The following is a 20,619-nucleotide window of genomic DNA, read 5'->3' on the forward strand; positions in this document are numbered from 1 at the left end:
GTCATGCGGCTTCATCGGTGCATATCATATCGTCACACAGCGCGGCAGGGCCGGCGACGTTGCCGGCATCTTCTTCCGGGCTGAGGTGTAATGATTCAACAATGGCGCTGTTGATTTTTGCCTTACGATTGCTGGCCATAACTTCGCCGAACTGGCGGGTGATGCCGGGCAGCAGGTCAAAATAGGCGGTAAAGCGGCGCTGTTGCTCTTGTTGTGCTCCCGCACCGGATTCCTGTGGAAATTCCATCTGAGTATCTCCATTCTGGTTATTGAGCCAGCACTATAATCAGCCGAGTCTGAACCTGAGCTGAATTGGACCATGCTCTGGCACGGCAATTTATTCAGCTTTGGTTCACCTGCTCAGGGTATTCTGTTTAAACTGCCCGGATACTGATGCACAGGTGCCCCACTTTTGATTCTTTCTTTCTTGTCGCTGCAATCTGCATTCAGTGCGCGCACAACATCGCCAGCGCTGTGCCGGGTTGCAGGCTGCCGTGTTGTTCGGTCTTGGTTGTGTCTGTTGTTACTACAGATGCTGGCATGGCCGGTGCTGGCCGCGGAAGATGACAAACCAGAAGAGCGTCTGCAGGAAAATCACGACTGGGTTGAAGAAACCATCAATCCGAAAACCGAATGGGTCGAAGAAATCTTTACTCCGTTTAACCGCTGGGTTGAGCGAAAAATTCAGGGTAAACCAGCTCAGCCGGAAGCACCGGTACTGCCTCCGGCGGATGTTTTCTCTCACCGGGTCAATCCACCGGCTAACGCTATTTCACCGCAGGAAGCCGGACGTTTATTACGTTTGCTCTATCCGGGAGATATTCTGCGTATTCATTTTGAGCCGGGCCCGCCACCTTATTACCTGATTAAGCTGCTTGGCAGTAAAGGCAATATTGCCAGTTACTATATACACGCAATCGATGGCACGCTGCTGGACACTGTTCCCTTTGCCGCTGATAGCGTCCCGGCGCAGCAGAACAAAGCACAAGGAGAGCAGTGATGAAAATCCTGATTGTGGAAGACGATGCGAATCTGCGCAGTCAGCTGGCCGACGGTCTGAATAAAGCCGGTTTTCAGTGTCAGTCAGCAGCGGACGGAATGGAAGGTTATTTTCAGGCCAGTGAATATCCCTACGATATGGCCATTATTGATCTTGGCCTGCCCAAAATAGATGGTATTGAACTGATTCGTCGTCTGCGAAATGAAGGTTGTGATTTTCCGCTGCTGATACTGACCGCCAGAGGCGGCTGGAAAGCCAAAGTGGAAGGGCTGGAAGCGGGTGCGGATGATTATCTGGAAAAGCCTTTTCATATCGAAGAATTAATTGCCCGCAGCCGGGCATTATTGCGCCGTATCACTGGCCACAGTTCCGTACTTAAAGCAGGCCCGCTGGAACTTGATGTACAGAGTCAGCAGGTAACACTGGCCGGGGAACGCCTGGAATTAACGGCTTTTGAATACAAAATCCTGGAATATATGCTGCGCCACCGCAGCGAAGTAATATCGAAAAATACCCTTACCGATTATCTGTATGCGCAGGATTTTGACCGCGACAGTAATGTGATTGAAGTACTGATTGGCCGGCTGCGTAAAAAGCTGGCACAGGCCGATGGTTTCAGTCCGATTATTACCCTGCGTGGCCGCGGTTATCAGTTTGCGGCGGAAAATGGCTGATGCTTAATTCGCTGCGCGCGCGGCTGATGCTGTTTACTACATTGTTGCTGGCAGTATTAATGCTGGGGGTCGGCGTGTGGCTTTATCAGTCGTTTTATTACGCGCAGGTTGATGGTTTACAGGAGCGTCTGCGTCTGCATGGATACTCGTTGCTGGCCCTGGCTGATTATCGTTCTGACAGGCTGTGGATACCGGATTATTTACCGGAAGAACGGTTTAACAGACAGCGCTCCGGTTTGTATGCGCTGGTTCTGGATTCAGACAGTAATGTGGTGTGGCGCTCATTATCGGCACAGGATTTACCGCCAGTCAGTGGCAGTAATGTACAGCCGGGTGAGTGGCGCTACAGTCTGGCCTGGATGCAGGGCGAAGAATATATGATTGCCCGGCTTGGTGTTTCCTGGGGGGATGCCGGTAATAATAATCCGCAGTTTAATCTGCTGATGATTGAGAACCTGCAGGATTTTAACCGGCAGCTGGTCAGTTACCGTAACAGTATGGATTATGCGTTACTGACGTTTGCTTTATTACTGATCGGGATGCAGCTGATTATTCTGCGCTGGGGATTAGCGCCGTTACGCCGTGTCAGCAAAGATCTGGAAAAATTGCAGCGTGGTGAACAGGCCGATTTAACCGGTGATTATCCGCGTGAACTGCAGCCATTAACCACCAACCTGAACCAGTTGCTGCAGAGTGAGCGATCGCAGCGGGAGCGTTACCGTAATATGCTGGCCGATTTATCGCACAGCCTGAAAACGCCGCTGGCGGTAATGAGTGGTATGGTACGGCAGCCGCAGCTCAGCAGCGATGATAAGCAGGAACTTGAGCGTCAGATAAACACCATGAGTGAGCGTATCCGCTTTCAGTTACAGCGCGCGGTTACGCAGGCGCAGAGTTTCAGTCTGCACAAAGTGGCGGTTAAGCCTGTGGCAGAATCGCTGCTGGGTGTTATGAAAAAAGTGTATGCCGATAAACAGCTGGCGCTGCAGCTGGTTGCTGATGACGATGTTGTCTTTTGGGGAGACGACAACGATCTGACTGAAATTATCGGCAATCTTCTTGATAATGCCTGCAAGTATGGTCACCGGCAGGTGCTGGTCAGTGCGCATAATACTTTAGCGGGCTGGCAATTATGCGTTGAGGATGATGGTCCTGGTATTGCTGAAGATCAGCGTGAGCGTATTCTTCAGCGCGGTGTGCGTCTGGATACCATGACGGCCGGGCAGGGGTTGGGGCTGGCGTTGGTCTGCGACATACTGGCGTTTTATAACGCCCGTCTCAGTATTCGTGATTCCTTGCTGGGGGGCGCTTGCTTTATTCTGGAGTTTGAATATCAGGGAACGTTATAGAATGCCGCTGAAAAAAGAATTAAACCGCTTCAGAGCATTGGGCAATATGAATAATAAGACACTGTTTCTGCTGGTGAGTCTGTTGTTCCTGACGGCTTGTTCCAGTGTCACTATCCGTCCCTATGGCGGAGAAAAGGACACCTCTCCCCCGGATTATCAATCGAGTAAAACCTTTTATCTGGCCGGCATTATTGGCGAGCATGAAGTAAATACCAGTGCAATCTGCGGCCAGCGGCGGGTTATGCAGATGCAGGCTATCACCAGCTTGTCTGACTGGTTACAGAGTATGCTGACCTTGCTGATTTATACGCCGCGCACCGCCAAGGTCTGGTGCGAACATCCGTCACAGGAGAGCGAGCATGGCTGAGAGGCGTATCATCAGAGCTGTTGCCGTTATTGCCTGTGCATTATTGTCGGCCTGCAGCACGATTCACTTCAGTCATGAACTGAGCAGCAGCCGCCAGCCGGCGCCACCGCTGCCGGTTAAATGGCATGACACAACGATCGACGGCATGATTGAAATCAGTCCGCCGGTTAATCTTTACCGTGAGTGCAAGGGAAAGCCCTGGAGTAAGGTGACAGTCGAATACAGCTTTTCCAATGGTCTCGTAACGGCTCTGGTTGGTGGTACCTTAGCCAGTGTTGCGCCGGTGTTCGACTGGGTCAGCCTGTACTCACCCTGGTCGGTGGAAACCCGCTGCTCGCAACCGCTTGAACCCTGAATATTCTATTTCCTGCACTGGGCGCGAAACTCTCTTAACGTGGGTTAAGCGCTTTTCTGAAGCTGCCGGAAGGCTGTTCCCACGGCGGCGGAATATATAGCCGCCGCCCGCTCTGTACAAAGATTGATCCGCCCCCCGGTCTCTGGTAGACTCCGCGCTCCTTTTTATCCGTATATTGGCCCTCGGGCGAACAACGGACTCCTTGCCTTACCGGATGGGCCGGAAGGCTGACTACCCATAAGGAGTTGACAATGCGTCACTACGAAATCGTTTTTCTGGTTCACCCAGATCAAAGCGAGCAGGTACCTGCGATGGTTGAGCGTTACACTAACTCAATCGAAGCCGCTAACGGCAAAATTCACCGTTTCGAAGACTGGGGCCGTCGTCACCTGGCTTACCCAATCAACGATGTGCACAAAGCCCACTACATCCTGATGAACATCGAATGTACTCAGGAAGTTCTGGACGAACTGACCACCAACTTCCGTTACAACGACGCTGTTCTGCGTAACATGGTGATCCGTTGTGATGAAGCCATCACCGAAATCTCTCCGATCAAAGCTGCTGAAAGCCGCGAAGATCGTCGTCGTTCCGAGCCACGCGCTGAAGAATCTGAAAGCGCTGCGGAAGAAGCGGATGACGCTGACGAGATCGATTCTGACGATAACGCTGAATAAGAGAGGATTTGAGTCATGGCACGTTTTTTCCGTCGTCGTAAGTTCTGCCGTTTCACTGCTGAAGGCGTAAGCCAGATCGATTACAAAGATCTGGATACTCTGAAAGGCTACATCACTGAAACTGGCAAAATCGTACCAAGCCGTATCACTGGTACCCGTGCTAAGTATCAGCGTCAGCTGTCTACTGCGATCAAGCGCGCGCGCTACATCGCACTGCTGCCGTACACTGATCAGCACGACAACTAAGTTCGCCTTTCCAAGCTGGCTGCGTTGATGCAGTGGCGTTAAAAATGCCCTCGGAATGCTCATGTATCACTTATACACTGCGCTTCCTCGGGCATTTTCGCCTTGCTTCATCGGCCTCGCCGACGCTTGGTTTGCGCAATTGAGTTAATAGTATGAAAGCACTGGCACGTTGGGCTATGACCGGACGCTGGCAGGCAGCGGTTGCTGCCGGTGGCTGTCTGGCTGTGCCACTGCTGTTCTGGATCGGAGCAGCCATTCTGGCGCTGGTTATCCTGCGTCAGGGTGTCCGTGAAGGGGGACAGGTGGTTTTATGGGCGGTTTTACCGGCCATCGCCTGGAGCGCCATCGGCGATCCGACCCCGTTACTCGTAGCCATTGGCACCAGCGCCATGGCCGCGTTGCTGCGCTACAGTATCCGCCTTGACTGGTCGATGCTGCTGGCCTGTGCTCTGGGCGTGCTGGTGTATCTGTTGTTGCCGCTGATGTTGTCTGAGGTTCTGCCTCAGGTGGTGGCCAGCAGTGAAACCACCGTCAGTGAAGCACTGAAAGATCAGCCTGAAATACTGGCTCATCTGCAGCCACTGATTGCCCCGATGATCAGCGGAGTGCTAGCTGCTCTGCATGTGCTGGTATTTATTTTGTGTCTGTTACTGGGACGCTACTGGCAAAGCGAACTGTATAACCCCGGCGGCTTCGGCACCGAGTTTAAGCAGCTGCGTTTGCCTCTGGCCTTCAGCTTACCGGCGGTGCTGGTTTGTCTGACTGCCGGACAGTTGCAGCCTGAACTGGCAGGATTAACGCCCGTATTAACGGTACCGTTAATGATCGCTGGTCTGGCCTTGTTCCATGGTGTTGTGAAAATATCACAGGCCAGTCCGAACTGGATGTTGCTGGTGTATCTGGCACTGATGTTGTTCGGGCCTTACATGTACACATTACTAATTTTCGTAGCGTTGCTGGATAGTTTAATGAACATCCGCGCGCGACTAAAAGACACGGCGGGTAATGCATAGCCGCCCTGTAATGAGGATTTTAAGATGCAAATTATTCTGTTAGAAAAAGTAGCAAACCTGGGTGCACTGGGTGAACAGGTTAACGTTAAGCCAGGTTACGCCCGTAACTTCCTGTTCCCACAGGGTAAAGCGGTTCCTGCGACCAAAGCCAACGTTGAGCACTTCGAAGCCCGTCGCGCTGATCTGGAAGCTCAGGCAGCTGCCAAACTGGCTGATGCACAGGCCCGTAAAGAAAAAATCGAAGAAATCGAACTGTCTGTTGCTGTTAAAGCTGGCGACGAAGGCAAACTGTTCGGTTCTCTTGGCAACCGCGACATCGCAGACCTGATCTCTCAGGCTGGCGTTGAAGTGAGCAAAGCTGAAGTTCGTCTGCCAAACGGTCCTATCCGTGCCGTTGGCGAATTCGACATCGCGATTCACCTGCACGCAGAAGTGAACGCAACTCTGAAACTGCACGTAGTAGCAGAATAACTCAGAGGCTTGTTGTCGCCGCCTGGCCGATTGCCGGCTGGCAGCAATGAGCAAGATAAGGCACTATTAGCAGCCTGCTGATAGTGCCTTTTTTTATGTCCGCGCCATGACCGGAAGACGGGCCGCTATCACCTTTTATTGTCTGATCATCTCCGGGAATTGCTTGCATGAGTGAAGAGTATTCTGCACTGCCACATGAGCAGAGACAGGAAAACAGCCAGCGCACGCCGCCGCATTCGGTAGAGGCCGAGCAATCGGTGCTGGGCTCGCTGATGCTGGATGAGCGCGCCTGGGAAACGGTGGCTGAAACCCTGCAGGACAGTGACTTTTATCGTCACGACCACCGCCTGATTTTCCGTGCCATCAGACACCTGGTTGATCAGGAACAGCCGATTGACGTGGTCACCGTGGCCGAAGAGCTGGAAGAGCGCAGCAAGCTCGAGAGCGTCGGTGGTGCCGCCTACCTGAGCCGTCTGGTCGATATGACACCGTCGATCGACAACTGCGCAGCCTATGCCGAGATCGTGCGCGAGCGGGCGCAACAGCGCCGCCTGATTGAAGCCGCCTCGGACATTATGGCCAAAGCCTATGAGCCGGAAGGTGAAACCTCGCTGACACTGGTGTCGGATGCCGAAAAAGCCATTGCCCAGATTGCCGAAGGCAGCCGTAAAGACGGTGGCCCGCAACTGGTGGCTCCGATCCTGAAAAATACCCTCGAACAGCTCGATCAGATGTTCAACCAGCCGGATGGTCTGACCGGCGTCACCACCGGCTTTAACGAGATTGATAACCGTACCTCGGGCTGGCAGAAAGCCGACCTGGTGATCGTCGCGGCGCGTCCGTCGATGGGTAAAACCACCTACGCCATGAACCTGGTGGAAAATGCGCTGCTGGCAACCAAGCGTCCGTGTCTGGTGTTCAGTCTGGAAATGCCGTCGGAATCCATCGTCATGCGTATGCTGTCGTCCATCGGCAAAATCGACCAGACCCGTATCCGTTCCGGTAAATTAATCGATGAAGACTGGCCGAAATTATCCGCTGCAGTGAATCTGTTAAAAGATCTGCCGCTGTATATCGACGATACCCCGGCGCTGACACCGCAGGAAATGCGTGCCCGCGCACGTAAAGTCTACCGCGAAAACAACAATGACCTGGCGCTGATCATGGTCGACTACCTGCAGCTGATGCGGGTGTCCGGACCATCGGAAGGCCGTACCCAGGAAATTTCGGAAATTTCGCGCACCCTGAAAGTGATCGCCAAAGAATTTAACTGCCCGATGATTGCTCTGTCGCAGCTTAACCGCTCCCTTGAGCAGCGGCCGAATAAACGCCCGGTGAACTCCGACCTGCGTGAATCCGGTGCGATCGAGCAGGACGCCGATATTATTCAGTTTATTTACCGCGACGAAGTTTATAACGAAGACTCGCCGGATAAAGGTGTGGCCGAAATTATTACCGGTAAGCACCGTAACGGTCCGATTGGTATCGACCGTCTGGCCTTTATCGGTAAATACACCCGCTTTGAGAATCTTGCCCGCCCGTATGACGGCGGCGATGATGAGTATTAATTAGCTTTTGCGTCTGGCTGCGGCGTCTGTTGTGACAGTCGCCAGCCTCAGGCGTCTGGCTGCAGACTTCAGGCTTTTTTTATGAAATTTACCCCCGAATTATCCTTTTCCGGCGGTCGTGTCCGGCCGCTGACTTATGATGATGCCGATGCATTATTCGAGCTGTATCAGCACCCTGAATTACCGGGTCAGCGTGTTCTGGACAATAAAGATAATCTGATCCGCATGGTGGATCTGAGCGTGCAGATGGCGGCGACGCAGCGCGGCATGATGTGGGCGCTGGAAGTGGATGGTGCCATCATCGGCATGGTCAGTGCTTTTGACTGGCAGCCATCACTGCTGCGCACCATGTTGCGCGTGGATGGTTTGCCGCAATTAACACTGGCGCAGCGCAGTGCAGCCTTGCAGGTATGTATGGATTTTATGGCGCAGAAATATCATCTGCGTAATTTTGGCTATCAGTGGATTGAAGGCCAGAACGAAGAATTTAAAACCATGCTCACTGAGTTGGGTTTTAAGCAGAGTGCTGTAATGCGTGATGCCTGGCGCAGCGGCGAACATTCATTCGCCAATGTAGTGCAGTTTAATCTGGTACTGGATAAGAAAAAGCCGGTGGCCGGTCGCCTGGGTGAAGACAGTGATATTAATCCCGGCCAGAACCTGAATGCTGATAATAGTAACGGAGGTGTCGCATGAACTGGAATTTTTCTGCCGGTAATTTCAGCCTGCGCCTGCCGGTATCCGATCAGGACGGCGATGCCCTGTATGCTCTGTTAAAAGAGCAGAGCCGGGTTGATCATATTCCGCGTACCGCCATGACGGTGGACGCTCAGGCGCTGGATGAGCTGCGTCGCATGGCGATGCGCTTTGAAACCCGCGAGGCCGCTTTCTGGCTGGTGGAAGGTCTGTACGATAAGCAGCTGATTGCGCGTATTGGTATTCAGAAAATTAACTGGATGCTGAGTTGTGCTCAATTACAGTGGGAATTAAGTGATGCCGCCGATTTACCGGCATTACAGGAAGTCATGCCACCATTATTGAATTTCTGCTTTAGCGAACTCGGGCTGCACCGTATTGAAATGCGTCTGCGCGCCGGTTCTGAGCATCATGAAACGCTGCTGCAGCAACTGGGCTTTCACTACGAAGGTTGCCTGCCGGCACAGGTTGAATATAACGACAGCAGCGTCGATATGGCACTGTACTCGCGCTTATCCAGCGACAGCTGAGGCGCGGCACAGAAACGACACAGGGAGCTACAGCATCAGGTCTTGAATGGCCCGCAGTCCGTCATGTTCGGCGGACTCCGACATGGTGCTGAGTTCCTGCAGCAACACCTTCAGCGTTTTATTCCAGTCGGCGATAAACTTCTGATTGGCTTTGGCATAACGTCTGATATTGGTATCAATCCAGAACAGCTCACCTTCGTCATCCGTCATCATATTGCGGAAGGACAGATCGCGGTATACACAACGGGCGTCGCGCAGACGCTGCAGATCGTGCACCAGCTGCGCCAGTATTTTTTGCCGGGCAGGCTGATCACAATGGTGGAAATGGTGTTTAACGATGTCCGCCGCCGGATGCTTTTCCATCAGGTAATAACCGGTTACCCCCCATAAGTGCCCCGGAATAAACGCCATGCCGTATTCCAGAACCGCAGGTACACGCAGGCCAAGATTCTGCAGGAAAATACAGCTTCTCAGTTCGGCGGAAATTTTGCTCGCACCCCAAAAAATACGCAGATTATCGTGCCAGGTACGCTGTTTTATGTACTTAACGATGTAGCCTTCGGGGGTTTCAATCACACGGGATATTTCATCGTTTTTAATTTCGTGGGCGTTTTCTTCCTGCCACTGCGGCGCCTGTGGTTTTCTGTGGACAATAAAGCACTGGCGCTGGCGGCTTTGATTAATCGTTCTTACTTTAAGGCTGTGTTCAGGAAACTGATTCAGAACAGAGGTAAAAAACGGCATAACTTTCCTGTAAATAAGTGAACGCCCGGTGCAACTCTGCCTGACCGGCATGCATTACAGTGTATAGGTTGGATAATACAGGCCTGTGTGTACCGGAGTCATGTTGCTTTCAGCACCGGGCTGCTCTGTTAACCATTGATTCGCTCAGTATGCAATGCGCCCGGGGCTCGCTCAGGATAAGTGCAGTTCTTCGTCTATTCTCTGGATTCAGGTGATTTATTTTCCAGCCGCTGATTTTCCAGCCGATTATTGCCGAGCAATGGAACAGACTATGAATAAAACAGAGAACTCAGGCAGCGAAGCTGCTGTGCAGCAGCTCAGTGACGATGATGTGGGCAACCCTGCCCGTAAGGTTGCAGTGCCGCTGCTGTCGGTTTTGCTGCTGTTAATTGTCTGGTATGCCGTATCTGACCGGGTTTCCCCTTACTCCGGCCGTGGTGCGGTGTCCGCCTATGTTGCCCAGCTTGCTGCGCGGGTTCCGGGGCAGGTAACGGAAGTGCTGGTGCAGGATGGTGATGTGGTTGAGGCGGGTACGCTGCTGTTCCGTCTTGACCCCCGTCCTTTTGAATTGGCGGTACGTCAGGCGGAGGCCCGGCTTGCCCGTGCGGTTCAATCCAGTCAGGCCGGTGCTGCTTCTATTATTTCCTCGCAGGCCAGGGTGGCTCAGGCCCGAGCCCAGCTGGAAAACGTCCGCGCGACCACCAACCGTACCCTGAGTCTGGAGAGACGCGGTCTGGTTTCTCTGGCTGATGCTGACAATGCCCGGGCAGGGCTGCTGAGCGCTGAGGCAGATGCCGAAAAAGCCGAAGCGGATCTGCAAAGTGCCATTCTTGAGCTGGGCGCACAGGGAGAAAATAATCCTGAAATTCAGGCTGCGCGCGCGGATCTGGAAAAAGCTCAGCTCGACAGGCACTTTGCCGAAGTGGAGGCCCCGACCCGTGGTGTCATTACCAACCTGCATCTGGCAGTTGGCCAGTATGTCGCGGCAGGTTCCGCGGCGGTAACCTTTATTGATGCCCGTGGTGCCTGGATTACCGCCGACCTGCGTGAGAATCAGATCGGCCATGTAGTCACCGGGGATGAGGTGGATATTCTGTTTGATGCAATGCCGGGCACGATCTTCCGTGGTCATGTGCAGAGTCTGGCCTGGGGGATTGATCCGGGCCGGCCATACGCCGGAGGCCTGGCGCAGAATCAGCCGGAAAATGACTGGTTCGAGCCTGCCCGGCGGATACCGGTAAGGATAGAGCTTTCTGACAGTCTCGACGCCTGGCCTGCGCCAGTGAAAGCCGGTGGTAAAGTCGCAGTGGTGGTCTATGCCGGCGGGCGTAATAACCCGGTTTCCTGGATTGCAGCCGGACTGTTAAGAATTAAGTCCTATCTTTCGTATCTTTACTGAAGCCTGCTATGTACGTCGCGCCGCGTCCACTGCTTGCTGATGATCCTCTTTATGCCATACGTCTTGCCTGTGCCGTGACCTTGGCATTGTTGCTGGCTATGTGGCTGAATTCACCCATGCCTATGCTGATGCCAGCGATGACATTAGGTTTGATTGCTGGTATTCGTCAGCGCTTTTCTGCCAAAAAAGCCTTTGGCGGACCACTGGCAATGATTTTTATCATCAGCTTTTATGCTGCTCTGGTCGCCCTGACAAGGCCGATGCCGGGGGTTCTGCTGGTTGTTATTCTGGCCAGCTGTGTTTTTGCCTATTTTATTATTCTGCGCAGCGGCAGTCCGACCGGCATGTTGTTGCTGATGGGGGCGGTTCTGATGTCGGTGATGGGCATGCATTCACTGACGATTATGTTTGTTATGCGCGATGCCTTTATCGAAGCCTGTCTTGGCGCTTTGATTATTATTCCGCTGCTTTACTGGCTGCTGCCACCGCATAACAACACACCTTTTATTGAGGTTTATGAACCAGACCAGAGAGGAGAGCATGCCCTGCGTGCGCTTATTCGTGGTCTGGTATTAATGCTGCTGATTTTCTGGCTTTATACGGTTGTCGACAGCTCAAATATCATGCTGGCTATGGCCGGAGTCTTTGTGCTGGTTTTCCCCACCCGTGAGCGGCAATTTGCCGAAGCCTGGGAAAGAACCTTCGCCACCTTTGTGGGGGGCGGAATGGCGTTGTTAATACTGGCTGTTTTTTATTATGCGGCCCATATCAGCATTCTTTTTCTGTTGTTATTTCTCGTCGCTCTGTTTCTCGGCAATAAGATGTTACATGGCCGCTATCCGCCCATGGTCTATCAGTTTGCCTTATCGGTAACCATTGCACTGGTGGTCGGTGCTCTGAGCAGCAAGGCACCCTTAGGCTATACCGGGATGCGTATTTTTCTCACCCTTGCCGGTGCTTTAACAGCGGCAGTACTCACCAGTTTTCTGGAACGCCTGCTGATTACCGAAAAACATTAACCGCAGGTTGCTTTAGGGCCTGTTTAACTGGCGTTAACAGGCCCGGTAGGGCAGGCCTGTTTCAGCCTGCATTATGGTATGTCTGCTGCTGATGGTTAATTAAACGCCCACTGCATTTTCAGCCACAGGGTACGTCCTGGCTCATTGACGCGGGTGGTGCTTTCGTAGCCCGGAATTGCCGCGCCGCTGCGCGAAATATGTTCGGCGTAGGTAACGTCAAACAGATTGTCGATACCGGCGGTCAGCAGCATATCGTCCAGCGGGCGATAACCGGCATTCAGCGAGAACACATTAAAGCCACCGCTTTGTCCAATATCCTGACCAACAATATTACCGCTGCCTTCAGCAACGCGGTTCTGCTCTTCGACTAAGCGCCATAACGCACCGGCTGACCATAAACCGTTGTCGTAATTCAGACCGAAGCGGGCTTCGAGAGGAGGCATCTGGCCCAGTGCGCGGTGGTCGCTGTCGTTTTCGCCATGCACCCAGGCGAGGGTGGCGGTGCTGTTCCAGCCGGGGGTAAATTCCCAGCGGCTGTCGGCTTCTGCACCGTAGCTGGTGGCGTCGATATTACGTGCATTACTGGCAAAGGCACTCACATCCGGCAGGGTTTCAATCAGGATGTAATCTTTGTGCTTGGTGTAAAACGCCGAGACCGAGGCCTGTACATCACCGGCATTGTGCAGCGCGCCGATATCCAGCTGGGTGGTTTTTTCCGGGGCAATATCAAACGTGGAGGCTGTACCTTCGACACGCATACCCATCATATTGACCGTGGCTTCCGGTAATTTGGAGCGCTCCCAGTAATCGGCCGCGCGTTCGCTGTGTCCCAGGCCGGCGTATAAACGGTTGGCGCTGCTCAGCTGGTGCTCGTAGCGGATAAAGCCATTGCGCAGCGTGTTGTTGTCATCCATGCCGCTGGTGGTTTTACCCGTACGTAAATCTTCGGCTTTATCTTTATTAATGCGCACACCGGCATGCACGCTGTGGCCAGCGTTATAGCGATGATCGAGTTCGGCATAAATACCGTTGCTGGCGAAGCGCATATCATCCACACGGCTCAGGCTTTCGTAATCCGGTGTGCCACTCATGCTGCTGGCTTTACGCAGCGAGTGTTCGTTGCGCTGGGTATCAACGCCGATTTCCAGTTCGGTCGTGTTGCTTAATGCCAGCGTACTGCTGAGGCTGGCGCCTTTGGTTAAACGGTCCGGGTTGGAAACCATTTTCATACCGCTGTTAGCGCGCAATGAATAATTATCCATCACGTGGTCAACGTAATTGCGGTAAATACGGGCTTTTACGTTATTAAACAGCGGCGAGATATTTTCCTGTTCGTAACTCAGGCCTAAGTTGGAGCGATCGAATTTTGCGCCGTCCATGCTGCGGTCGCCGTAGCGTGCTTCACCATCGCTTCTGGCGCCGCTCAGTTCGATGCGGGTATCGTTATCCGGCGTCCAGCCCAGTGCGGCGTTGGTACTCCAGCGGGTGTAGGCTGAGTGTACTTCGTTGCCGTCACCGTCTTCATAGTTATTGGCGTCGGAGCGGGTGCCGCTTAAATCGACATAGCCTTTCTGACCACCGGCCAGCAGATGGGCAACCTGATCGTTACGGTCGGCGCTGCCTGCCAGCAGGCTGACTTCGCCCTGTACCGGCGTGGTGGAAAAATCCGGTGCCACACGTTCAAACATCACCACACCGGCACTGTTGCCGGGGCCGTATTTAACCGTTTGCGGGCCTTTTAATACGGTTACTTCGTCATAGGCTTCGGGGAAAACATAAGCGGTGGGCGGGTCCATGCGCATACCACAGCCGCCGAGAATCATTTCACCATCCAGTAAAATCCCCAGACGTGATGCTGCCATGCCACGGAATACCGGATCACCGTCGGTACCGCCTTTGCGGATCACTGAGAAGCCGGGAATATTCTTTAATAAATCGGCACCGTCGTGGGCAGGAATGGGCTGGCGCGGCGCTTTCGGGTCGGTGGTTACAGTCAGTACACCGCTCATTGGCGGAGCGGTAACCACCATCGGCTCCAGTTGGGTTGCACTGTTAGTCGCAGTGTCTGCAGCAGTGTCAGTGTCTGCCGCCAGGGCATTTTGCACGCTCAGGGAAGTAATCAGAAACGCTAACAGCGATGGTCGGAAGGCCGGCATAAATACTCCGCAATAAAAAGATAAATACATTAATGGCGCGCAGAGTAACCGCTGGGGCGCCTGTGCGGGATGCGACAGGGTGTCGCAGGGCTGATATGCGTCAGTTCATCGCTGGCTGACTTGCGTTAGCGAAAAGTCTCATGCCTGAGAATGGCTTGCGGTGTTAGGGTAATTGTTCTGTCACAGTGGCAGCCCATAACAACAAAATCACCCGATCCGGAACGATATGAGGCCTTTTATGGCAGGACGATACGAGTCTTCCGCAGAGCATCAGGCAACACCGGGAAACCCGCGTATGCTGCTGGCCGCGTTACTGCTGCTGGTGGGTGTGCCATTGCTGGTGTATCTGTTTCTGGCCCCCGCTCAGAACGAACAGGCGGCGGATGTGGAAACCTACAGCACGGTGAGCGCAGAACAGCGTGCGCTGCGGCTGGATGACGGTTCAGAATTACGCCTGCAGGAAAACAGCAGTGTGGCCGTGCGTTACAGCGCCGAGCAACGCCGCGTGCAGCTGCTGCGTGGTGAAGTGCTGTTTATTATTGCGCCGGACAATGTCCGGCCATTCTGGGCCCAGGCCGGAACCCTGAGGCTGCGCGCCGATGCCAGCGCTTTTACCCTGCAGATGGGTAATGGCGTTGTGGCCCTCGAAGTACTGGAAGGCAGTGTGCGCGCACAGTCTGGCGGTGGTGTGCAGACCCTGAATGCCGGTGAGCGGGTAGAACTGGCACTCAGTCGCTGAATTATTTTCCATTGTAATGTCCCCCTTTGACGCCTTGCGGCGTCTTCTTCCCTTTCATCAGAGCCTGGAGCAGCGCATGGCTGCTCAGCCGGTCTGTTACGCAGCGGCCCGTGTTGTCCTGCCGCAGTGAAGTTTTGATGTGGTACAAAAGTACCGCAATCGAATTGCGATGGGCCAAATAATAATCATAAATACGAAGGTAACTCTTATGAACAGATCCATGCTGACGGCCGGCATGATGCTGGCCGCACTCTGTGCCGCGCCTGCTCAGGTATCGGCTTCACAGGAAGGCAGCTTCAGTACGCTCACCTACAACGTCGCCGGTTTACTGGAATTGTTTTCCAGTGCGGTATCGCCGCGCCAGAGCGCCACGGAAGAGATCAGTTGTTATATCAACGAATTTGATGTGGTGAACGTGCAGGAAGATTTTAACTATCACGCCGCACTCTATGACACCTGCAACACCCATCCATACCGCTCCGCCACCACCGGCGGCATGGGGATTGGCAGTGGCCTGAATACCCTCAGCCGCTTCCCGTACAGCGACTGGGAACGGGTCAGCTGGAAAGACTGTAATGGCGTTGATTGTTTAACCCCTAAGGGCTTCACCCTGGCCCGTACCCGTCTGGCAGAAGGCGTGTATGTGGATATCTATAACCTGCATACCCAGGCTCAGGTGGGCGATGCCGATCTGGCTGCCCGCCGTGGCAATATCCGCCAGTTAATCAGCTATATCGATGCCAATTCTGCCGGTAATGCGGTGATCGTGATGGGCGATACCAACACCCGTTATACCCGCAGTGGCGATAATATCTGGGAATTGCTGAACCGTGGTTTCAGCGATGCCTGGCTCAAGCTGTCGCGTAACGGCGACGTGCCGGTAAGCGGCGCTGATGCCCTGACCTGTGATCCGCAGACTTCGGCCCCGGATTGCGAAATTGTCGATAAAGTACTGTTCCGCGATAACGGTTTTGTCGGGCTGGATGCGGTCTATCACCTGCTGCGTCAGGACGACAACACCAGCGATGGGCTGCGTTTATCTGACCACCCACCGCTGCAGACTGACTTTGTTTATTCCACCCCGGCCGACCGCCGGCTGAGCGATCCTTTTGGTGGCCCGCACGGTACGCATTTTAACGATGTGGCGGTATTACCGCAGAATCCGGCCGTAAGTGGCGTAAATATCCGCGCCGGTTCCCGCGTTGACCGTATCGACCTGACCCTGAGCAATGGCTTCGTGCTATCGCACGGCGGTAATGGCGGTACGGATCATGTGCTGAACCTCAACAGTGGTGAATACCTGATTTCACTGCAGCTGTGCAGCGGCCAGAAAGACGGCAGAACCCGTATCTTCTACAGCCGCTTTACCACCAGTCAGAACCGCAGCGTCGCGGCGGGCTCAACCACCGGCAGCTGTCAGACCTTTAATGCTCCGGCTGGCTGGCAGATTGTTGGCCTGCATGGCCGCGCCGGTGAAGAGCTGGATAAAGCCGGTGTGGTTTACGCACCGTTCCAGGCGGGCAATATTCCGCCAGCGGTGGACTACGTGCAGTTTATTAATAACGCCTCCGGCCTGTGTCTGGATATCAGCAATGCCAACATGAGCAACGGCACCAACGTAGGCCAGTGGACCTGCAATAACGGCAACTGGCAGAAATGGCATTACGACGCCAGCAGCGGACTAATCCGCAGCCAGCAGGACAACCGCTTTTGTCTGGACAATGGCGGCAACTTTGCCAACGGCGCCAACCTGATGATCTGGCAGTGCAATGGCAATGCAAATCAGCGTTTCAGCCTGAATGCCGATGGCTCAGTAGCTATGCGTACATTCCCGGAACAGGTGGTGGATGGTTACGGCAGCAATGCCGGAGATAACGCCGGAACCTGGTATAACTGGGGTGGGAATAACCAGCGCTGGACGCTGGTGCCTTAAGGGCCGGGCTTTAGCGGCTACTTAACCCCTGCTAAGGCTTTTGAAGTGCAATCAGCGTTTAATCATGATTTAAATAAAAAAATCCCGGAGTATTCCGGGATTTTTTTTAACTTAACTGCTTCTTCAGTTCCTGCAACCGCTGTTGCTGCTCTTTACGCGGCAGCGGTGTCTCGCTGTGTTCGGGCAGCGCTTTGGCCACTTCCATCTCGATACTTTCGCCATTCTGCAGGCGCCTCAGCAATATTTCATAATTGCGTTTAAATACCGGGAAGGTTTTCTCTTCGACATTATTAGCCAGAAAAAACCAGTCGCTGGCACGGCCGGCGAAGTACACCGCCGGGTGGCTCCAGTTAAATTCTTTTTTCGGCGACGGTGCGCGGCAGGCTTCCATGAAAGCGGCGTGAACGGAAGGCAACCCCAGGCTGTCGGCTACGTCGCAGCGGGCCAGTACTTCGTGCACACTGGGCAGGAAACTGCTTTCTTTTACCGCTCTTTCGGCGGCACGCATCATCACGTCACCACTGTATTCACCCAGCAGCCGTGCCCATAACCGCTTCGCCATAATCATGGTGTCGAGGTCGGGAAAGGCCTTTAAAAACTGGTTGTGATAATTAAAGCGGAACAGCTCAAAAATCTGGTTAATGGCTTCTTTCTGCTCAATGCTCGGCTCGTGCGCCAGGGTTTCACCAGCTGGTGTCTTTGAGTCGCTGGACGCTTGCTTCAGCTGTTGCGTAACCCGGTTGAGCAGTTGTGTGCTGGCCGGTGTGCGTGCCATAAGATTCTCCTGACGAAGTCTGGGCTAAACGCTTGCCCCATTGCTGTTTAACGTATTGCAGAAAACGGCTGTTCCAGCTGTTGTGTACCTGATTGGAGTCGCGCCAGTAAAGCACAAATTCCGCTACCAGACCCTGAGCAAACTGACGGTCGATATGACCCATGGCGAGAATGTCGTAGCAGTCCTCCGCCGGTTGCCAGTTATCGGGAATACGGGTCGGCAGGGAGGAATGCTCCACCGAGGCACTGTAGCGCGCCCATTGCTGGCGCACCTGCTGAATAAACTTGCTGTTCCAGGTTTTGAACGCGTCGCCACGTTCGGCCCAGTAGAGTACAAACTCGGCCACGGCATCGGCAATAAACTGTGGGTCGATACCGGCACGCTGCAGAATCTGGCAGGCATCCTGGCTCGGCTGCCAGTCGAGACTGATGGGGGCTGCTTCATCATGGCTGGGTTTAAAGGCACTGCGTTCCTGAACGCCCGTGGCGGCTGCGGTTCCCTGAAAACCACGCTCAAGGGTGCGCTGTTGCTTCTGTGCATCGTTCTGAGTGAATACCCACTGACTCTTCACATGGCGGAAAAAGCGGGTGTTCCAGTCATTACGGTTCGCGCCCTGTTCCTGCCCCTGCAGAATAAAGGTATCCAGCTGCGCCCAGGCAAAGCTGCGCGGAATGCCGTGTTGTTCGAGGCGGGCGAGGGTGTCTTCCTGTGGCTGCCAGCGCGATTCCAGCGGCTGCTTAAAGTGGCCGGGCTGGGTCGGGGGAATTGTCTGTTGTGGCTGCGCTTCACTGCCGGGTTGCGCACGCCCCTGCGTCTGCGCGGCGCTGAAGGCGTAAATAAGACCTTCGGCATCGGGAAACATCGGCCCCTGCAGGCTGAGCAGGCCTTTATCGAGCAGGTTGCGCAGCACGCGGCGGATGCTGACGTCATCCCAGAACGGCAGCTGGTTGCGCAGTGCCTGATTATGCAGCCGCGCCCATTGCTGACCCTGGATGCTGGCGGCATCGTTCAGCACGGTCAGCAGCACGGCTTCTTCCAGGCCAATGGTCGCCGCCAGCGTTGCCGAGAGGGCAATGGTTTTGTCGGTAAACAGCGGGTGACTGGGCATGGTTATTTCCGTAGCCGGTTTGCAGCCAGAGGCAGCGGGTGTTTTTGCCGGACAGGCCTGACATAATGGCCGCCCGGCAGATTCTGCCGGCATTGTACTCCGGCGGCCCTGCACTAAATACCCGGCATTCCGTATCAGCAACGATTCCCGCCTTATGGCGGCTCTGCGTTATTGATACCGGCATCACTGGTTGTGGCAGGGCCAAAGCGCTATTGTACCTATTTTCGAGGTTGTTCCCACGTCCATGACACGTCCAACGCGCGCATTAATCAACTGGTCTCACTTCCGCCACAATTACCAACTGGCCAAATCCGGCGTCAGCGGTAAGGCCTATGCGGTAATTAAAGCCAATGGCTACGGCCACGGGCTGGTCAACTGCGCCCGCGCCCTGAGCAGCGCCGACGGCTTTGCCGTGGCCTGTGTTGACGAGGCTCTGGCCCTGCGCGAAGCCGGTATCCGCCGTCCGCTGGTGGTGCTGCAGGGCGCTTACGACGCGCATGAATGGACACTGGCCGCCGAACACAAAATTCAGCTGGTGGTGCATCACCGCAAACAGCTGCAGGACCGGGCCAGCGCCACGCTGAGCCAGCCGGTAGGCGTGTGGCTGAAGATCAACAGTGGCATGAACCGCTTAGGGTTCCGCGTCAGCGAGGCCGACGACATCCTCGCTCTGATCAGTGCCGACGAACAACTGGAACTGCGCTATGTGATCTCGCACTTTTCCAGTGCCGATGAATGGCAGTCTCCGGTACTTGCCGCACAGCTTGATACTCTCTACAGCCGCGACTGGCCGGTGCCGCTGAGCATCAGCAACAGTGCCGGCCTGCTGACCGAAAAACGCATCAACAATGAACTGGTCGCCGAAGGTTTAAGCCGCCCCGGCATCATGCTCTATGGCAGCTCGCCGCTGAATTATAAAAGTACTGCCGAGCTGGGCCTGAAAGCGGTAATGAGCCTCGAATCACAATTAATCAGCACCCATGACGTACCCGCCGGTGAAACCGTAGGCTACGGCGGTGACTGGACGGCTGAACGCGATACCCGCGTTGGCGTTGTTGCCATTGGTTATGGGGACGGATATCCGCGCCATGCGCCGGCCGGTACGCCGGTGCTGGTGGACGGTGTTGAATGCCCGCTGATTGGCCGGGTGTCGATGGATATGATCACCGTCGATCTTACCGACCATCCACACGCACAGATCGGCTCGCCGGTTGAACTCTGGGGCGAGCATCTCAGCGTCGACCGTATCGCAGAACTGTGCGGCACCATCAGTTATGAGTTGTTCTGCCAGCTGACGCCGCGGGTAAAACGCGTGGCGCGCGAACTGCCGAGCGATGGCGCAACGGTACTTAATCCCTGATTTGCCAAACGTAAATATGAGAGCGTAAATGGACTTCCAGACCCTGCGTACTTACCTGCTGAGCAAGCCCGAAGCGCTGGAGGATTTTCCCTTCGGCCCGGATGCTTATGTGTATAAAGTGCAGGGCAAAATGTTTGCCCTGCTGTACGAAAAAGACGGCAAAGCGCGGATTAACCTGAAGTGTGATCCGCAGCAGGCGGTGGAATTACGTGATGTATTCAGCGCTGTAATGGCCGGCTACCACATGAATAAAACCCACTGGAATACTGTACTGCTGGACGGCGATGTACCCGACGGCGAACTGGAACGTATGGTCGATCATTCTTACCGGCTGATTTTTCAGAAATTAACCAGAGCGCAGAAGCGCTACCTCAGCACCCGTTACAGCGATAAAGAATTATGTGCGGAATAATGCCTGTTTGGCTGTGCTGGACTGGGCT

23 protein-coding genes are annotated in these 20,619 nt (G+C 54.4%); 18 read left to right on the forward strand and 5 right to left on the reverse strand.

Features of this window, described 5'->3' with window-relative positions:
• Window position 1 precedes the first annotated feature (1 nt).
• A complete protein-coding gene (locus HUF19_RS02100) occupies window positions 2–247 on the reverse strand; it encodes a hypothetical protein (RefSeq protein WP_260998281.1) in 246 nt (81 codons plus the stop codon).
• Window positions 248–532: 285 nt separating this feature from the next.
• On the opposite strand from HUF19_RS02100, the gene HUF19_RS02105 reads away from it, so the two are divergent.
• The 12 genes from HUF19_RS02105 to HUF19_RS02160 all read left to right on the forward strand — a co-directional run bounded on the left by HUF19_RS02105 (window position 533) and on the right by HUF19_RS02160 (window position 8,946).
• On the forward strand, window positions 533–1,000 hold the full coding sequence (locus tag HUF19_RS02105; protein ID WP_260998282.1) for a hypothetical protein: 468 nt from the start codon (window positions 533–535) through the stop codon (window positions 998–1,000).
• A complete protein-coding gene (locus HUF19_RS02110; protein ID WP_260998283.1) occupies window positions 1,000–1,674 on the forward strand; it encodes a response regulator transcription factor in 675 nt (224 codons plus the stop codon). The genes HUF19_RS02105 and HUF19_RS02110 overlap by 1 nt, the downstream gene beginning before the upstream one ends.
• Window positions 1,674–3,023, forward strand: coding sequence for an ATP-binding protein (locus HUF19_RS02115; RefSeq protein ID WP_260998284.1), 1,350 nt, complete (start codon window positions 1,674–1,676; stop codon window positions 3,021–3,023). The genes HUF19_RS02110 and HUF19_RS02115 overlap by 1 nt, the downstream gene beginning before the upstream one ends.
• Window positions 3,024–3,069: 46 nt before the next feature.
• Window positions 3,070–3,390, forward strand: a complete 321-nt coding sequence (locus HUF19_RS02120) for a Bor family protein (RefSeq protein WP_260998285.1) — start codon at window positions 3,070–3,072, stop codon at window positions 3,388–3,390.
• Complete coding sequence (locus tag HUF19_RS02125; RefSeq protein ID WP_260998286.1) at window positions 3,383–3,745, forward strand: hypothetical protein; 363 nt, start codon at window positions 3,383–3,385, stop codon at window positions 3,743–3,745. Before HUF19_RS02120 ends, HUF19_RS02125 begins: the two co-directional genes overlap by 8 nt.
• Window positions 3,746–3,996: 251 nt before the next feature.
• The gene (gene rpsF, locus HUF19_RS02130) at window positions 3,997–4,422 is read left to right on the forward strand and encodes a 30S ribosomal protein S6 (protein WP_145470896.1); all 426 of its coding nucleotides are present in this window, start codon (window positions 3,997–3,999) and stop codon (window positions 4,420–4,422) included.
• A 15-nt stretch (window positions 4,423–4,437) separates the two neighbouring features.
• Complete coding sequence (rpsR, locus tag HUF19_RS02135) at window positions 4,438–4,668, forward strand: 30S ribosomal protein S18 (protein ID WP_145470898.1); 231 nt, start codon at window positions 4,438–4,440, stop codon at window positions 4,666–4,668.
• Window positions 4,669–4,820: 152 nt separating this feature from the next.
• Window positions 4,821–5,681, forward strand: a complete 861-nt coding sequence (locus HUF19_RS02140; RefSeq protein WP_260998287.1) for a hypothetical protein — start codon at window positions 4,821–4,823, stop codon at window positions 5,679–5,681.
• 24 nt (window positions 5,682–5,705) lie between these two features.
• The gene (gene rplI, locus HUF19_RS02145) at window positions 5,706–6,152 is read left to right on the forward strand and encodes a 50S ribosomal protein L9 (protein WP_260998288.1); all 447 of its coding nucleotides are present in this window, start codon (window positions 5,706–5,708) and stop codon (window positions 6,150–6,152) included.
• 167 nt (window positions 6,153–6,319) lie between these two features.
• Complete coding sequence (dnaB, locus tag HUF19_RS02150) at window positions 6,320–7,720, forward strand: replicative DNA helicase (protein WP_260998289.1); 1,401 nt, start codon at window positions 6,320–6,322, stop codon at window positions 7,718–7,720.
• Between the two features lie 81 nt (window positions 7,721–7,801).
• Window positions 7,802–8,416, forward strand: coding sequence for a GNAT family N-acetyltransferase (locus HUF19_RS02155; RefSeq protein WP_145470904.1), 615 nt, complete (start codon window positions 7,802–7,804; stop codon window positions 8,414–8,416).
• Window positions 8,413–8,946 (forward strand): GNAT family N-acetyltransferase, encoded by a 534-nt coding sequence (locus tag HUF19_RS02160; protein ID WP_260998290.1) that lies wholly within the window; start codon window positions 8,413–8,415, stop codon window positions 8,944–8,946. Before HUF19_RS02155 ends, HUF19_RS02160 begins: the two co-directional genes overlap by 4 nt.
• Before the next feature lie 27 nt (window positions 8,947–8,973).
• On the opposite strand, the gene HUF19_RS02165 is transcribed toward HUF19_RS02160, so the two are convergent.
• Window positions 8,974–9,690, reverse strand: coding sequence for a hypothetical protein (locus HUF19_RS02165; RefSeq protein ID WP_260998291.1), 717 nt, complete (start codon window positions 9,688–9,690; stop codon window positions 8,974–8,976).
• 271 nt (window positions 9,691–9,961) lie between these two features.
• Here HUF19_RS02165 and HUF19_RS02170 point away from each other — a divergent pair, with 271 nt between their 5' ends.
• A complete protein-coding gene (locus HUF19_RS02170) occupies window positions 9,962–11,089 on the forward strand; it encodes an HlyD family secretion protein (protein WP_260998292.1) in 1,128 nt (375 codons plus the stop codon).
• Between the two features lie 8 nt (window positions 11,090–11,097).
• Window positions 11,098–12,108, forward strand: a complete 1,011-nt coding sequence (locus HUF19_RS02175; RefSeq protein WP_260998293.1) for an FUSC family protein — start codon at window positions 11,098–11,100, stop codon at window positions 12,106–12,108.
• 95 nt (window positions 12,109–12,203) lie between these two features.
• On the opposite strand, the gene HUF19_RS02180 is transcribed toward HUF19_RS02175, so the two are convergent.
• A complete protein-coding gene (locus tag HUF19_RS02180; RefSeq protein ID WP_260998294.1) occupies window positions 12,204–14,264 on the reverse strand; it encodes a TonB-dependent copper receptor in 2,061 nt (686 codons plus the stop codon).
• A 238-nt stretch (window positions 14,265–14,502) separates the two neighbouring features.
• Between HUF19_RS02180 and HUF19_RS02185 the strand changes: the two genes are divergently transcribed.
• Both HUF19_RS02185 and HUF19_RS02190 read left to right on the forward strand, forming a co-directional pair.
• Window positions 14,503–15,003 (forward strand): FecR family protein, encoded by a 501-nt coding sequence (locus tag HUF19_RS02185; RefSeq protein WP_260998295.1) that lies wholly within the window; start codon window positions 14,503–14,505, stop codon window positions 15,001–15,003.
• 208 nt (window positions 15,004–15,211) lie between these two features.
• Window positions 15,212–16,936: a jacalin-like lectin gene (locus HUF19_RS02190; RefSeq protein ID WP_260998296.1), complete on the forward strand. Its 1,725-nt coding sequence runs from the start codon at window positions 15,212–15,214 to the stop codon at window positions 16,934–16,936.
• A gap of 106 nt (window positions 16,937–17,042) precedes the next feature.
• Here the strand turns inward: HUF19_RS02190 and HUF19_RS02195 are convergent, their stop codons facing one another.
• Complete coding sequence (locus tag HUF19_RS02195) at window positions 17,043–17,711, reverse strand: replication protein P (RefSeq protein WP_260998297.1); 669 nt, start codon at window positions 17,709–17,711, stop codon at window positions 17,043–17,045.
• Window positions 17,620–18,819, reverse strand: a complete 1,200-nt coding sequence (locus HUF19_RS02200; protein ID WP_260998298.1) for a DnaT-like ssDNA-binding domain-containing protein — start codon at window positions 18,817–18,819, stop codon at window positions 17,620–17,622. Before HUF19_RS02200 ends, HUF19_RS02195 begins: the two co-directional genes overlap by 92 nt.
• A 244-nt stretch (window positions 18,820–19,063) precedes the next feature.
• Here HUF19_RS02200 and alr point away from each other — a divergent pair, with 244 nt between their 5' ends.
• Window positions 19,064–20,179 carry an alanine racemase gene (gene alr / locus HUF19_RS02205; RefSeq protein WP_260998299.1) on the forward strand — a complete coding sequence of 372 codons (1,116 nt, stop codon included), beginning with the start codon at window positions 19,064–19,066 and terminating at the stop codon, window positions 20,177–20,179.
• 28 nt (window positions 20,180–20,207) lie between these two features.
• The gene (locus HUF19_RS02210) at window positions 20,208–20,591 is read left to right on the forward strand and encodes an MmcQ/YjbR family DNA-binding protein (protein WP_260998300.1); all 384 of its coding nucleotides are present in this window, start codon (window positions 20,208–20,210) and stop codon (window positions 20,589–20,591) included.
• Window positions 20,592–20,619: the final 28 nt, after the last annotated feature.

Origin of the sequence: Thalassolituus hydrocarboniclasticus (genome assembly GCF_025345565.1) — a bacterium.
Lineage (GTDB): Bacteria > Pseudomonadota > Gammaproteobacteria > Pseudomonadales > Oceanobacteraceae > Venatoribacter > Venatoribacter hydrocarboniclasticus.

Bases quoted from the DNA above. Each gene is read 5' to 3' on its own strand.
- HUF19_RS02100 (WP_260998281.1), bottom strand. From the start codon at position 247: ATGGAATTTCCACAGGAATCCGGTGCGGGAGCACAACAAGAGCAACAG.
- HUF19_RS02105 (WP_260998282.1), top strand. From the start codon at position 533: ATGCTGGCATGGCCGGTGCTGGCCGCGGAAGATGACAAACCAGAAGAG.
- HUF19_RS02110 (WP_260998283.1), top strand. From the start codon at position 1,000: ATGAAAATCCTGATTGTGGAAGACGATGCGAATCTGCGCAGTCAGCTG.
- HUF19_RS02115 (WP_260998284.1), top strand. From the start codon at position 1,674: ATGCTTAATTCGCTGCGCGCGCGGCTGATGCTGTTTACTACATTGTTG.
- HUF19_RS02120 (WP_260998285.1), top strand. From the start codon at position 3,070: ATGAATAATAAGACACTGTTTCTGCTGGTGAGTCTGTTGTTCCTGACG.
- HUF19_RS02125 (WP_260998286.1), top strand. From the start codon at position 3,383: ATGGCTGAGAGGCGTATCATCAGAGCTGTTGCCGTTATTGCCTGTGCA.
- rpsF (WP_145470896.1), top strand. From the start codon at position 3,997: ATGCGTCACTACGAAATCGTTTTTCTGGTTCACCCAGATCAAAGCGAG.
- rpsR (WP_145470898.1), top strand. From the start codon at position 4,438: ATGGCACGTTTTTTCCGTCGTCGTAAGTTCTGCCGTTTCACTGCTGAA.
- HUF19_RS02140 (WP_260998287.1), top strand. From the start codon at position 4,821: ATGAAAGCACTGGCACGTTGGGCTATGACCGGACGCTGGCAGGCAGCG.
- rplI (WP_260998288.1), top strand. From the start codon at position 5,706: ATGCAAATTATTCTGTTAGAAAAAGTAGCAAACCTGGGTGCACTGGGT.
- dnaB (WP_260998289.1), top strand. From the start codon at position 6,320: ATGAGTGAAGAGTATTCTGCACTGCCACATGAGCAGAGACAGGAAAAC.
- HUF19_RS02155 (WP_145470904.1), top strand. From the start codon at position 7,802: ATGAAATTTACCCCCGAATTATCCTTTTCCGGCGGTCGTGTCCGGCCG.
- HUF19_RS02160 (WP_260998290.1), top strand. From the start codon at position 8,413: ATGAACTGGAATTTTTCTGCCGGTAATTTCAGCCTGCGCCTGCCGGTA.
- HUF19_RS02165 (WP_260998291.1), bottom strand. From the start codon at position 9,690: ATGCCGTTTTTTACCTCTGTTCTGAATCAGTTTCCTGAACACAGCCTT.
- HUF19_RS02170 (WP_260998292.1), top strand. From the start codon at position 9,962: ATGAATAAAACAGAGAACTCAGGCAGCGAAGCTGCTGTGCAGCAGCTC.
- HUF19_RS02175 (WP_260998293.1), top strand. From the start codon at position 11,098: ATGTACGTCGCGCCGCGTCCACTGCTTGCTGATGATCCTCTTTATGCC.
- HUF19_RS02180 (WP_260998294.1), bottom strand. From the start codon at position 14,264: ATGCCGGCCTTCCGACCATCGCTGTTAGCGTTTCTGATTACTTCCCTG.
- HUF19_RS02185 (WP_260998295.1), top strand. From the start codon at position 14,503: ATGGCAGGACGATACGAGTCTTCCGCAGAGCATCAGGCAACACCGGGA.
- HUF19_RS02190 (WP_260998296.1), top strand. From the start codon at position 15,212: ATGAACAGATCCATGCTGACGGCCGGCATGATGCTGGCCGCACTCTGT.
- HUF19_RS02195 (WP_260998297.1), bottom strand. From the start codon at position 17,711: ATGGCACGCACACCGGCCAGCACACAACTGCTCAACCGGGTTACGCAA.
- HUF19_RS02200 (WP_260998298.1), bottom strand. From the start codon at position 18,819: ATGCCCAGTCACCCGCTGTTTACCGACAAAACCATTGCCCTCTCGGCA.
- alr (WP_260998299.1), top strand. From the start codon at position 19,064: ATGACACGTCCAACGCGCGCATTAATCAACTGGTCTCACTTCCGCCAC.
- HUF19_RS02210 (WP_260998300.1), top strand. From the start codon at position 20,208: ATGGACTTCCAGACCCTGCGTACTTACCTGCTGAGCAAGCCCGAAGCG.